The sequence below is a fragment of the Bacillota bacterium genome, from assembly GCA_018818595.1.
In the GTDB taxonomy this organism is placed as follows: domain Bacteria; phylum Bacillota_I; class Bacilli_A; order Izemoplasmatales; family Hujiaoplasmataceae; genus JAHIRM01.
Genome location: JAHIRM010000009.1, coordinates 1 through 15,555 on the forward strand (window position 1 = coordinate 1; position 15,555 = coordinate 15,555).

The 15,555-nt window shown below is 32.7% G+C and carries 7 protein-coding genes; 6 read left to right on the plus strand and 1 reads right to left on the minus strand.

Translation table 11 applies throughout. The features are described 5' to 3' along the window. The 5 genes from KJ971_02375 to KJ971_02395 all read left to right on the plus strand — a co-directional run. On the plus strand, positions 1–661 hold a 661-nt coding region (locus KJ971_02375), incomplete at its 5' end, for an ATP-binding cassette domain-containing protein (GenBank protein ID MBU1144690.1). Further along, on the plus strand, positions 654–1,373 hold the full coding sequence (locus tag KJ971_02380) for an ABC transporter permease (protein MBU1144691.1): 720 nt from the start codon (positions 654–656) through the stop codon (positions 1,371–1,373). The genes KJ971_02375 and KJ971_02380, both read left to right, overlap by 8 nt. 31 nt (positions 1,374–1,404) lie before the next feature. Next, positions 1,405–2,349, plus strand: a complete 945-nt coding sequence (locus tag KJ971_02385) for a hypothetical protein (protein MBU1144692.1) — start codon at positions 1,405–1,407, stop codon at positions 2,347–2,349. Beyond that, entirely contained in the window at positions 2,346–4,697 is a 2,352-nt protein-coding gene (locus tag KJ971_02390; protein ID MBU1144693.1) for an alpha-galactosidase, read from the plus strand. Before KJ971_02385 ends, KJ971_02390 begins: the two co-directional genes overlap by 4 nt. Before the next feature lie 12 nt (positions 4,698–4,709). Beyond that, on the plus strand, positions 4,710–7,103 hold the full coding sequence (locus tag KJ971_02395; GenBank protein MBU1144694.1) for a glycoside hydrolase family 2 protein: 2,394 nt from the start codon (positions 4,710–4,712) through the stop codon (positions 7,101–7,103). A gap of 24 nt (positions 7,104–7,127) precedes the next feature. Here KJ971_02395 and KJ971_02400 read toward each other — a convergent pair whose 3' ends face one another. Beyond that, a complete protein-coding gene (locus tag KJ971_02400) occupies positions 7,128–8,009 on the minus strand; it encodes a S1C family serine protease (GenBank protein ID MBU1144695.1) in 882 nt (293 codons plus the stop codon). A gap of 181 nt (positions 8,010–8,190) precedes the next feature. Here KJ971_02400 and KJ971_02405 point away from each other — a divergent pair, with 181 nt between their 5' ends. After that, a complete protein-coding gene (locus KJ971_02405) occupies positions 8,191–15,408 on the plus strand; it encodes a hypothetical protein (protein ID MBU1144696.1) in 7,218 nt (2,405 codons plus the stop codon). Positions 15,409–15,555: the final 147 nt, after the last annotated feature.

A 15,555-nucleotide genomic window follows, 5' to 3' on the forward strand; every position in this document is an offset into this window, starting at 1 on the left:
AAATAAGGAATCTTTAAAAATGAAAGATTTTCATAAAGAACTAGGATATTCATTTGAAAAGCCCTATTTATTTGAAAAAAAGACAGTGTATCAAAATTTAACGTATTACAGTAAACTATATCAAAAATCACTTAACATTGATTCGTTTTTAAAATCCGTTAATTATTCCAAGTTTCGGAACACACCAATCAAAAACTTATCTAATTCTTCAAAAATATTTGTAAATATTTTGCGATCAATGATTTCTGAACCAAAATTAATGATATTTGATAATTTGTTTGAAGATATGTTTTTAGATGAAAGAGAGTTAATTTTTGATTTCTTATTGAAGAATGCTAGAAATAGAAGTACAATAGTACTGTTAGATAGACATATGTTTTTTCCTTTAAAAATAGCGGATAGAATCACTTTTGTGGTTAATAATGAGATTCATAAAATCACTTCAACCGCTACTCTAAAATCAAAGTATCAAAATCAACAAGTTACCATTACTTATGAAAAAAATAATAGTTTATACGAAGAATGTTTTTCTAAATCAATTTTTCGCGAAGATACTTTTTTACAGTTTTTAAAAGAAGTATCCATTCAAGAAATAACGACAAAAAATATTATCGATGATGAATTATATAAATTAGAAACGGGAGTTGATCTAAATGAATAATTGTAAAATTTTAATCGTATCAGACTTAAAAAGACTCTTAGAGTATCGAATAATTCATTTTGTAATTATTTTAACTGCTCTATTTGGGGCTTCAATGGCATTTTTTCCTGATATCAATCCATCCAATTTTATCTATATAACCATTTTTATTTTACCGGTTATTATCTTTTCGATTTCCATGTTTATCGAAAGAGAAGAAAACACCTTGATTCCAATCCTAAAATCGAAATGTAATACCTTGACGATTGTAGTAGCTAAAATCCTTTCTTCCATGATCATTCAACTCATTCCAATTGTCACTTTTATCCTTGTTTTAGCATTTATTAATAAACTCCCCATAAATTACCTATATTTGTTTTTGGTTTATATCTTAGGGGTTCTGGTACACATTTTAATTGGATTGTCCTTATCGATTATTAGCAAGTCCAATCAAGTGTTATCCCTTAGTTATGTTGCCTATATCTTAGTTTTTTCGATGCTTCCAATTTTCTTTAGCAATGGATTCATTCCATTAAAATTTCAGTACTATTTGATTATTTCTCCTGCATTTTTATCTGGAGTTCTAATTGATAATATTATGGCTGGAATGGCTTATTCAAGCACTTGGCTGATTGTTTTATCTGTGGTGTTACAGTTTGTATATGGTTTCGTTTTGGTCTATTTTGTCATAAGACCATATTTTAAAACATTTCTACTTTCTTCTGAAAAATAAAAAATTATTTTCTTAAAGGCGGAGACAGACGATGTCAAAAAAATACTTTGTAGGAATCGATGGAGGAGGGACTAAAACTCACCTTGTTGTGATTGATGAATCAAGAAATCAAATTGCAGAAGGATTTAGTCAAGCGTCCTCGATTGATACAGTATCCTATCAAACATCTATTTCTCAAATTATAGATGCATTTTTAAATGCAAACATAAACGTTACCGTATCTTCCATCTATGCAGGAATCGGTGGAATTGCATCTATTCAAGATTCAATGGATTATAAAGCATTACTTCAAGAACTTTCATTTGTAGATCAAAACTGTGAAATCGAGTGTTATAACGATGTTGTCGGCGCTTTAGCATCAGGAGAAGGCAAACTGGAAGGAATAGCCCTTATTTTAGGAACAGGATCGGTTTGCTATGGTGCAATTGATCATCAAACGTGGAGATGTGGTGGCTATCACTATAAAGAAGGCGATGCTGGATCTGCATTTGATATAGGATTTCAAGCCTTAAAATATTATGCAAGAGTCCTTGATAAAAGATACCCTGTATCGAATTTTAGTGAAGCAATAAAAGACTATTTACAAATCGATGATTTTAGTAGTTTTGTTAAATATTTTGATTGCTTAAGTCGAACAGAAGTGGCTCAAATTGCAAAAATAGTTACAACATTTGGTACAGTTAATCAATATGCCTATAAAATATTAGTTGATGCTGCAAATGAAGTTAGATTACTTGTAGAAGGAGTCTATCGAAAGCTTTCATTTGATAAGACAAAACTTGTGGTAGTTGGCGGATTAGGAACCGCAAATACAATTTACAAACAGCTATATACTCAAAACATAAAAAAAATATCTCCTAATATTGAGATTATTTCTTCTATGTATACTCCTGCATTTGCTTTAGCCAAAATAGCAATGGAGAGTTATAACAAACATCATACAACTTCTCAAACAGGTTTGGAGGAACACAAATGATTATTTATAATGAATCTGAAAAATACTTTCATCTTAAAACTCAAAATTCCTCATATATCATAAATATACTGCCATCAAAACATGTTGGTCACTTATACTATGGTAAAAAAATATCTGTCGAAAAAAATGCTTTCAATTTAAATTTACAATATCAAATAGAAGTTGGAAATCAAGTTATTTATGATGAAACAGACAAAACATTTAATTTAAATCTAGCAATGTTAGAATTATCAACGTATGGAAAAGGCGATTTTCGAGATCCCATGCTTCATTTCCGGTTAGAAGATAATTCAAGCATTACAAACTTTTTATATAAAAGTCATGAAATATTGCCACAAAAGCCTAGTTTTAGTGAAATGCCTGAAACGTTTGGATCAGATTCAAATGAAATTGAAACATTAAAAATTACAGTAAGTGATCCGATTGCATTCATTGAAATCGATTTATATTACTCCGTGTTTTACGATATTGATGTTATTACTAGAAGAACTGTGATTCGAAACGGATCTTTTCAATCAATAACAATTGAAAAAGCGATGAGTTTTAATTTGGACTTATTGAATCAAAACTATCAAATTTTAAGTCTTGATGGTGCATGGATAAGAGAAAGACAACTCACAACCCATGACCTTAAATTTGGTCTATTAAAAATTGATTCAAAAAAAGGAGTTTCCTCAAACGACCACAATCCTTTTATCGCTCTAAAAGAAAAGCATACGGATGAAGAAGTTGGAGCTTGTTATGGATTTTCACTGCTTTATAGCGGTAATTTTGAAGCCACTTTAGAAGTTTCTCCTCACTCGATTTTAAGAGTATTAATGGGGATAAATTCGTTTGATTTCTCTTATTTACTAGAAAAAGAACAAACTTTTGTTACTCCAGAAGCGGTACTGACATATTCAGATACAGGATTGTCTACTTTAAGTCAACACTTTCATGATTTAGTAAAAAAACATATCATTTCAAAAACGTGGCAAAATAAAGTAAGACCCATTTTAATCAACAATTGGGAAGCCACTTATTTTGATTTTTCTGAGCGAAAACTACTAAAATTGGCAAGAAAGGCAAAAAACCTAGGCATGGAATTATTTGTGTTAGATGATGGCTGGTTTGGAAAAAGAAACGATGATACATCTTCTCTTGGCGATTGGGTTGTTAATCGAGCTAAGCTACCATCTGGAATTTCAGGAATTGCAAATAAGATTAATAAAATCGGACTTGATTTTGGAATTTGGGTAGAACCAGAAATGGTGAATCCAGACAGTGATTTATTTAGATCACATCCAGAATGGGCGATACAGCACCCATTAAGAAAACCCAGTCTTGGACGAAATCAATTAATTTTAGATTTAACAAATCCTGATGTCAGAAGGTATATTATCGGATTTTTAACTGATTTGTTTCAAAATGCAAATATTTCCTACTGTAAATGGGATATGAATCGAAATTTTTCAGATGTATATTCTTCTTATTTGCCAAAGAAAAATCAAGGTTCTTTTTTTCACTTATATACATTAGGACTATATGAGATTTTAAAAGAAATCACTTCGAAATTTCCAAATATTTTATTTGAATCTTGTGCAAGTGGAGGTAATCGATATGACCTTGGCATGCTTTATTACATGCCACAAACCTGGACAAGTGATAATACAGATGGCATCGAAAGACTTTCGATACAATATGGAACCTCATTTGTTTATCCCTTATCTACTATGGGCTGCCATGTCAGTAACATTCCGAACCAACAAACCTTACGGAAAACTCCTTTGGAGACAAGATTCAATACCGCAATTTTCGGACTGTTAGGTTATGAACTAGATTTAACTAAATTATCTCGTTATGAGAAAAAAGTCATTCAAAAGCAAGTCATTTTTTATAAGATGCATCGAGAATTATTACAATTTGGAACAATGGTTCGATTTATTAGTCCTTTTGAAACGAATCAATGTATTTGGGCGTGTATTAAAGAAAACAAAGAAGAAGCAATCATTGGTGTTTATCAATTATTGACTCATCCGAATGGTCCCTTAGAAAAAATACCTATGAGAGGTCTAAATGACGAGTTAACGTATAAAATTAGCAATCGAATTCAGTATTTTAATTTGGAAATGTTTGGTGATTTAGTAAAGCATGCACTTCCAATCAAATTGAATGCCAACGGGATTCTATTTCATTTGTTAAAGAACAGATATTTGATGAAGGCAGAAGAAGAGAATGTAGAATATTCAGGTTCAACGTTAAATCATTTTGGATTTGTACCAAAACAAAAGTTTATCGGCAGTGGATACAATCAATCTGTTAGATTAATGGGTGATTTTGGTTCTAGAATTTATTATATTTCAATTTAAAAGGAGTAAATGATGAGAAAAGACATACATTTAAATTTTGATTGGTACTACCTTCCTGATTTTGACCCTAAATATATCAAAAAGGACGCTTCTTTATCTGACTTTAAAAAAGTCATGATTCCGCACACATTAAAAGAAATTCCGTTTCAATATTTTAAAGAAACGGATTATCAATTTATTGGGTCCTATGTAAAGCATTTTACAGTGGAAAAAGAACTTCAAGAAAGCAACGTGCTTCTAAAATTTTTTGGTGTTATGAATGTATGTGAAGTATTCTTAAATGAAGTGTCACTTGGCATACATGAAGGGGGATATACTCCTTTTTCCTATGATATTTCTTCTTTAATCGATTTTGAACATGAAAACACTATATTTGTCAAAGTAGACGCAACTGAAATTTCAAATGTTCCTCCATTTGGAGATGTAGTAGATTATTTAGGATATGGAGGAATTTACCGAGAAGTTTGCCTCGAAATTAGACCAATTTTTTTTATTCATGACTTATTTATCACTACAATAGAATCTCCTAATTTAAGCGAAGAAGAAATGTTGTTATTAGCAAAAATCAGATGGAATAAAACCCCTGAAGCAGAACATGACATCAATCTTTCGCTTTACCTAAAAGATGAAGTGATTTTATCAAAAGTAATCAAAGGCGAACTAGCTTTTGAAAGTGGTATTCAAGAATTAGTTGTAAATATTAAACGATGGACATTAGACAATCCCGTCTTATATAAATTAGAATTAGTTGTTTTAGAAAACGGAAAAGAAATCGATCACATTACCGAATCCTTCGGTTTTAGAAGCGCTAATTTTACAAGCGAAGGGTTTATCTTAAATAACAAATTAGTCAAGTTAATTGGCTTAAATCGTCATCAATCTTATCCATACGTAGGATATGCAATGCCTTCCCGAATGCAAGCAAGAGACGCAGAAATTCTTAAATTCGAATTAGGTTGTAATATCGTCAGAACTTCTCATTACATGCAAAGTGATCATTTCATCAAGAGATGTGATGAAGTCGGATTATTGGTATTTGAAGAAATTCCAGGTTGGCAATACATTGGTGACGATCACTTTAAAGAATTGTCTTTAAAAGCGCTTGAAACGATGATAGAACATCACTTTAATCATCCATCCATTGTTTTATGGGGAGTTCGAATCAATGAATCTGCAGATGATCATGACTTTTATGAAAAAACCAATGAACTAGCCTATAAATTAGATAAAGTAAGACAAACCGGTGGCGTTCGTAATATGAAAAACAGTGAATTTTTAGAAGATGTGTATACTTACAATGATTTTTCTCATACCGGAGACAATCCAGGGCTTGAAAACCCAAGAAAAATCATCCATAAAATCGTTCCATATTTAGTGACAGAACACAATGGACATGTTTTCCCAACCAAAAAATGGGACTCAGAAAGCAAACGTTGTGAACAAGCTTTAAGACATTTAGAAGTGATGAATTCCAGTTTCCAATATCTTACAGTCAGTGGAGCAATTGGATGGTGCATGACCGATTACAATACCCATAAAGAATTTGGTTCAGGCGATCATATCTGTCATCACGGGGTCATGGATATGTTTCGTATTCCTAAATATGCAAGTTACGCATACGCCTCTCAACAAATGAAAAAACCAGTTTTAATGGTCGCTTCCAATATGATGATGGGAGAATATTCAAAAAGTATTGTTCCACCAACCGTCATTTTTACTAATTGTGATTATTTAAAAATTTATCACAACGACCAACTTGTTGGTACCTTTTATTCTGATTGGGAAAAATTCCCTTATATTCCAAATGCTCCAGTTATCATTGATGACTATATTGGAGACCGAATTTTAGAAAACGAATCCTATTCTAAAAAAGTAGCTAAAAAGATTAAACAAGTGCTTTTAGCTTACAATCGTTATGGAACGGATATGCCTTTAAAAGACAAATTAAGCATGGCTAATTTAATGAGTGTTCATAAATTCACCATGAAAGATGCAATGGATTTATATAGCAAATACATTGGTGGATGGGCAAAAGAAGGCTGTCTTTACAAGTATGAAGGGTACATGGATGATAAATTAGTTGCAACTTCAATTAGAGGACAATCCAAAGAAGTCTTCTTAAAAGCTGAACTTGACGATAAAATACTCTTACACGATATCACCTATGATGTGACAAGACTTGTGGTTTCATTAAAAGACGAATTTGATAATATTTTACCTTTTGCTAGCAACGTCATTGAAATTGAAACATCAAAAGAATTACAAATCATTGGACCTAATAAACTTTCGCTCCTTGGAGGCTCAACAGGAATCTATCTTAAAACAACCGGAATCCTTGGAAAAGCTTCCATTCGTATTCAATCAGTAGGATTTAAACCAATTTCGTTAAAACTTGAAATCAAATAAAAAAGGAGAAATTCTCCTTTTTTTTTAAATTATTCCATTATTTATTAAAAACATATAAATGATATAAATCGGTACGGAAAAGGAATACTCATCGGTTGTGCTATATCCCCAGGTGTTAAGACCTAACAAGTTACCATCGACATCAACCAATGCTCCACCACTTGAACCCTCATGAATGGAAGCGTTATGGAGAATCACTTTAAAATCAGCATTTTCAATCGTTTCCATGCCTCTAAATTCACCGAAGGTAACATTATTTAAAACAGACAAAGGATTTCCTACAGCTAAGACTAATTCCCCTTCTGTAAACTTTGTATAAAGCCTTGTGGATATATCCATTAAATGGATGTCTTGACGATCATTTTTTAAAAACTTAACTACAGCTAAATCCAAACTTTCATCAAAACAAACAAGAATAGCTTCTGATTCATCGCTATCTTCAAATGCTTTTATTTGATAGGTGGCATCGTAGATATCATTATCAATAACATGATGATTGGTTAAGGCATAATAATAGGTTTCATCTTCTAAGAAAATCACACCAGATCCAAGACTTGAGCCAACCGCTGTCCTTACAGTTTGCGTTGACCAAGGGTATACTTTTGCTTCTGTATAAAGAGTTGTAAGGATTTCAACATTGGATTTTCTTATCATATCTCTTGTGTTAAGTAATACATCATTGTATTCATCTACATTAGTAATGAGATAGGTGTCTGATTCATAGTAAGAAAAAGTAGAATACTCTAAGTCTCCTAAACTAATGGTACCATTAATTGTATTAGGCATTGTGGTTGTAAGTGTAGTTGTGGTTGTGGTAGGAAAATCAAAAGTCATTGTTAAAAAAGAACATCCACTTAAAAATGTTCCAAACAATAAGATTACAAGCAGTACTAGTAGTTTTTTCAAAATCATCACCTCAACTTATAATATACGTTTATTATATATCATTTTATTGGAAAAGGTTATACATTGACCTATTTATTTTCTTTTCAGGTTAATTTTTTGACAAGGTTGCTTTCATTATGGTATAAATGATATATAATATTAATATATATTTTTTCAGCACTTTAGTTAGAGGGGGAAAATTATGCAAATTCCTGAAAATTTAGATTTTGTTTTATATTTTAATATAGCCTTTTTTTCAATGCTCGGTCTTGGAATGTTTTTTGGATTTCTAAGAGGATTTAAAAAATCGCTATATTCTTTTATTACGACATTAATCTTCTATGTTTTCTTTTTCTTAACCATCAATATTGTAATTAATTTTCTATGGACATTGAGTATGCCGTGGCTTGGAGGAGCAGTTGGAGGATTTCTTCCTGCACTTGCGGATGTAACAAGTTTAAAAGATGCCTTGCCTATTTTACTTCAAAATTTTCTTCCCGAACAATTTACTCAAGTTCTTGAAAATGATGAATTCCTCGCTTTTACGACTGGAGTCAGTCTTTTTGTCATTAAAATTGTTTACACTATTTTATATTTTACCGTAATTCAAGTGATCTATAAATTGCTTTTCTTCTTTATTCGTATCATTTTCTTTGGATCAAGTAAAAAAGAAGATAAATATAGATCTAAAAATAGAGGATTTGGTGCACTATTTGGTTTATTAAGTGGAGCAATCAGTGTATTTGTAATGTTAATCATTGTTGGTGGACTAATCAGCATGGGTGAAAGTTTAGTATCTTTACTTCCTTCAACCGATGATACTCAAACCGTTTCAATTGATTTTCCAAGACAAAACATCTACGAAGCAAGTTATTCCGTTATTCCTCTTGCATCCCCAATCGAAATCCCGGAAGAATTCACTGCCGCAATTGACATGATGAACTCAATGGTTGAAGCTTTCAATACAAATATTGTCGTGTCTACCACTTCTCAATTTACTATAATTGATGAAGCAACAGGCATCGACTTGCCATTAAATCTATACTTGTTTGACTCGGTATTGTCTTTTACGTATCGAGATGAAAAAATTTCCGTTCGTAACGAATTAGCAGTTGTATCACAAATAGCAGGTATTGCTATAAATTCAGCGTATATGGATACAAAGAATGTAAGCGATATTTCAGGAGATGACGTTAGCTTAGTTTTTGATACACTTTCATACTCTGATTTATTTACTTCGATAATGCCTTTAGCTATCGAAGTTGCTGCAGATTATTTTGATACTGAAATTACTATTCCAACAGAAGAACTCTATGCAATCGATTGGCAACTGGAATTAGAACAATTAGGAGACATCGCTGCTATTGTTTTTGATTTAGTGAATAGCGCAGGAATCTTTAACGATGAAATGGATTTAGAAACCGTTACAATTGATGGAGATACCGTAAGAGATTTGTTTGATTCCTTAGGAAATTCGGAACTAATAACGCTTGGTGCCTACGTTGCGGTCGAGCCAGTTTTACTTCAAGCAACAGAACAAATTCAAGCCATAATAACCGTTCCAACTGACCTTGTTTGGGAAGATGAGTTTGTAGCAATTGGCGCTGTAATAGGAGCAATTCTTGATACAGATATTACAGTAGGTCAAATTCAATCTGGAGACGCTATGCTCATCATTGGTGCTTTGGCTCAACTTGATTTTACCGTATTACTCGATTCAAAAATTATTACAAACGCTTTGAAGAACGTTTTATCTGGTGCTGCGGGCATTGAAGGATTAGATATGCTTGTTATCCCAGATGATATTATTTGGTTTGATGAACTAGATGATGATGGAAACGTCATCTTAAATGGTGAATTGCGAAATATTTTACTTGCAGTTAATTCCATTGCGAGTCAAACAGAAGATATAGATATTAATAACATTGACATCTATATGATTGCAGATTTAGATGTAGAAGCAATTAATTCCTTGTTTGAGTCTAAAATACTTGTTGCTACCTTATCTAGTTATATTTTAGAACAAGATTTTGGTGACCTTGTCTTAGTGATCCCTGATTCTGTATTTGATGAGAATGACTATTTATTAAAAGAGGAATTACAAGCTTTAGCATCTTCTATAAAACTTGTTTTCACTGATTTGGCCTGTGAGGTAGAAGATACTACTTGTGCTGAAACTGGATTTGATCTTTCCAAAGCATTATCGTTAAGCGAAGCATCCATCGATACTTTATTAGCATCCGATATCGTAGCTGCTACGGTTGGCGATTTAGTTATCGATATGGGAGCGGATAATTTAACCATCCCAAGTTCTGCATTGATTGAAATCTTTGTTGGAGGAATCGGGCAAGATGTTATTTCCAAACCAGAAATTAAAAATGCATTTCTAGCCATTTCTGTTTTAGGAATTACCGACATCAACAATTTAGAAGTTGATGCATCTATCTTATCAAATTTAGGTACAGAACTAGATCCAACTATTCTTGATAATGATAAAACCGATAAATTATTTGCTTCAAGCATTCTTCATGCAACACTTTCCACTATATTATTAGATTTAACTACTGAAGATGAATCAGTGATTTTGGTTCCTTATAAAAATATAGACGAAGAAGACATCCGTTATACCAACGTAACCGATTCGATTGAATATATTTCAACCGAAGAATTGACTGCGCTAATAGGAGCAATCTTGGTGCTAGATATTACTGATTTTGCTAATTTTGATACATTGAATTTAAATTTAGTGATAGATAATTCAGATACTTTATTGGAATCTGCTATTTTGCATGCGACCATTTCCAAACAACTATTTGACATGGTTAGTGATGGATTTGTAACAGTACCTTATATTGATGAACACGAAAACCCAATTCGGGTCACTGTAGGTGACGCTGGATTTGAAACAGAATATATTGAAAAGGAAGAATTAACAAATGCTTTTGATGCATTAGGTGTACTAGGAATTACGGACATTACCTTGTTTGATGGAAACATCGATTTATCAGTAGTAGCACAAGATGATAATGCATCAATCTTGCTTTCGTCTTCCATTATTCAAGCAACCGTTTCTAAAACCATTTTGGATTTAGAAGTAGATGATACACTTGATGTGCCTTATGTTGCAGATGATGACATAACAGAGATTCGAGTGACGGTAGGTTCTTTTGGTTTTGAAACAGAATACATTGTATCTTCGGAAATCGAAGCCATTATTAAAGCACTTGATGTCTTAGAAATTACGGACATGGAAAGTTTTACTGGAACAATTGATTTAAGTGTATTAGCAGACGATACGAATTCACAAACCGTATTAGCATCTTCTGTAATTCAAGCAACCATTTCAGCTCAAATAATCGATTTAGACACAAATTTAACTTTAAACGCACCTTACGTTTCAGAAGATGACATAACACCAATTAGAATAACAGTCGGTCCTCTTGGATACGAAACAGAATATATCACAAAAATAGAACTAGATGCCATTTTTGAAGCATTGAACATTCTCGGAATTACTGATGTTGAATCCTTTACTGGAACCGTTGATTTAGGTGTACTAGCAGAAGGAGATAATGCTTCGATTGTATTAGAATCTTCTGTAATCCAAGCGACGATTTCTAAAACCATTTTAGACTTAGATTTGGATGGAACCTTAGACGTTCCTTATTTTGCACAAGACGATTCTACTTTAATCAGAATAACCGTTGGAGCCCTTTTGGAAGAGTTTGAATACATTTCAGCTCAAGAATTAGAATCGGTTATTTTAGCCCTTGATGTTCTTGAAATTACCAATGTAGAATTGTTTACTGGAAGCGTCGATTTAAGTTTACTTGCAGATGATACCAATTCACAAATCGTTTTATCTTCTTCCATCATTCAAGCGACGATTTCAACCCAAATCATTGACTTAGATGTTGCTGGAACGTTAGATGCACCTTACCTTGCAGATGATGATATTACCGCAATTCGGGTAACGGTTGGAACTTTAGGATTTGAAACGGAATATATTATTAAGACGGAATTAGATTCCATTTTTGACGCATTAAATGTTTTAGGAATTACCGATGTTGAATCTTTCACTGGAAGTGTAGATTTAAGTCTTTTAGCGGAAGGAAACAATGCTGCAATCGTTTTAGCCTCTTCAGTTATTCAAGCTACTGTCTCAACTCAAGTTTTAGAATTGGATGTAGCAGGAACCATTGAAGTTCCATACGTTGCAGACGATGATTTAACGCTTATACGAGTTAGTGTGGGCCTTGGACTTACCGCTACCGAATATGTGGTAAAAACCGAACTAGAAGCCATGATTTTTGGACTTGATATATTAGAAATTACCGATGTTGAAAGTTTTGATGGATCGATTGATTTAACATCATTTTATGATGAAACAAATCGAAATATTTTACTCTCATCTTCAACCATGCAAGCTACCATTTCAAAACAATTACTCGATTTAGGTTCAGCATCCCTTACTGTGCCATACGTTGACGCTTCAAGCGTTGTGATTCGACTTACCGTTGGCACGTTAGGATTTGAAACCGAATACGTAACTAAACTAGAAATTGGAGCTATTTTTGAAGCTTTAGAAATACTTGAAATCACAGATGTCACTACTTTCTCAGGAGACATTGATTTAACAAGTTTCTATATAGAAGACACTCGCACTGTTTTATTGACTTCAGCATCCATGCATGCGACTGTTTCAAAACAATTACTTGATTTAGGATCTGACGTTTTAAACATTCCATACACTGCATCAGATGACTCAACTGAAATTAGAACGACAGTAGGACCATTTAGTTTTGAGACTGAATTTGTTGTAAAAGATGAAATTCATGCTATTTTTGAAGCATTAGAACTGCTAAATATTACAGACATTGATAGTTTTACTGGTTCGATTGATTTAACAAGTTTCTATATAGAAGAAAATAGGACCATCTTACTTACTTCAGCTTCCATGCACGCAACCATCTCGAAACAATTATTTGATTTAGGTGATGAAGTTTTAACGGTTCCATTTGAAGATTTTGATGAAGCAGCTATCAGAGTAACCGTAGGTGAGTTAACTTTTGAAACGGAATACATTACAAAAGCAGAAATCTCAGCTATGTTTGAAGCGTTAGAAGTTTTACAAATTACTGACATCAATACTTTCTCTGGAACAGTCAATTTAACAAGAGTATATGGAGATACCAATCAAAACATTATCTTAGCTTCTGCATCCATGCATGCAACCATTACAAAACAATTAGATGATTTAGGATCAGAAGTTTTAGTTATTCCTGATACTGATGTCGATTCTATTTCGATTAATAAACTTGTTTTAGGATTACACTTCATTTATAAAACCGAATTAAAAGCGATTATTAATGCATTAGAGATACTTGGAATTACTGATATTAACTCTTTTGATGGTTCAGTATCTTTAGTCAATCTATTTGATGATACCAATCAAACTATCTTACTATCTTCTGCATCTATGCACGCAACCATTACACAACAATTAGATGATTTAGGACCTTTGGTACTTACGATACCTCTTACCGACGTAGATAACGTTTCTATTCAAACAATCATTCTAGGATATCACTTCATTTATAAAACCGAAATAAAAGCCATAATCAATTCTCTTGAAATATTAGGAATTACAAACATTACTTCCTTCGATGGAACGGTATCTTTATTAAATCTATTTGATGATACCAATCAAAATACATTATTATCCTCAGCATCTATGCACGCAACCATCACCCAACAGTTAACTGATTTGGGATCTGAAATTCTGTTAATCCCAACTCACGATGTCGATAGTGTTTTGATTCAAGCCGTTGTATCTAGCACACTCTTTATTTACAAATCTGAAATCAAAGCAATTATTAATGCACTTGAAGTGTTAGGCATCACAAACATTACTTCGTTTAATGGAACGGTTTCATTAACGAACTTATACTCCGAGGCTAATCAAATCACCTTACTTACTTCAGCATCGATGCACGCAACCATTACCCAACAAATTGATGGTTTAGGTTCGTCAGTACTGTTAGTTCCTGAAAGGGATATTGATTCTAACTTAATTCAAGGAGATGTATTTACGACTCACTTTATTTACAAGTTCGAGATTAAAGCACTTATAAACGCACTTGAAGTTCTTGGAATCACCGATATTACTGCTTTCTCAGGAACATTTGATTTAAGCAAAGTTGCATTAGAAGCCGATCAAATTACGTTATTATCATCCGCTTCCATGCATGCGACCATCTCAAAAACATTATTTGAATTAGGAAGCGACGTTTTAATTGTTCCAACATTCTCACAACTAGGAGAAATCGAAGCTAATCGCATTCAAGTTCTTGTTAGCTTAACTAATTTCATCATCAAAGGAGAGATTAAAGCATTAATTAATGCCTTTACAGCGATGGGATATACCGACCTTAATAGTTTTGGTGTTTCCATTGATTCTTCTGAATTCTTCAATGATCCAGATACCTTATTACTTTCTTCATCCATTCAAGCAACACTTTCTGATAAATTAATTAATGACACAGATGGAAACTTAATTGTACCAAATACAAATTACTTAACCACACTTACTATTCGCATCGTTCAAGCAGATGTAACGTATGTAGAATTAAATGAAATGAAAGCCATCCTTAATGCATTAGAATTACTTGGCTTAACCGACTTCTCAAATATTGATATCAATCCTGCAAATGTCTTTTCTGCAGACTTTGATGAATTACTTACTTCTTACTCTATGCAAGCCACCATTTCGAAAACTTTACTTGATGGTGCAGTACTTGATGGTTCTGGAACAGGAGAACTCATCGTTCCAAACTTCTTTAGAGAAACCATAAACGTAGGACTAGGAACCAATGTTCAAATTGAAAAAGAGGAATTAAAAGCATTGCTTACTTCACTTGAAACATTAGGAGTTTTAGACTTTGATGGAGCAATGGATCCTACAGTAGTTACATCAATGACAGATGAAGATTTAACAACCCTTCTACTAAGTGGTTCTATGCAAGTCACCATAGACGATATGCTTAAAGATAATCCAAATATTGTCGTACCAGATCTTGCAACAGAAGATGTATTTAATTTAACATCTATTACGACAAAAGTAGAAATAAAGGCCTTTATTATCGCTACTCAATTAATGGGTGCTACCGATATTTCAACTGTATCATTCAATTACATGGTTATTGCAGCATTAACACCAGAACAAAGAGATGTTGTATTAGATTCCATGATTGTTAGAAATCTATTAACCGATCAATTAGAAGCCACAATGCTAGCTGATGATCCATTTGACTTATACTGGCCACTTGATTCCGAATATGAAGATCCTTTGGATCCTTCTGGAACTTTCTTAACCGAAGTCGGAATTAATAATGTCTTAACACACTATGGTTTTATCTAACAAAATAAAATGAAGTTGGGAACATTCGTTCTCAACTTTTTTTTGCTTGCAGGATAAAAATTAAGATGCCAAGAAAACTAGAACATGCAAAACAAAGAGAAATCAAGCATCACAAAGAATTCGTTAAGTCATATTCCAAAAAATAAT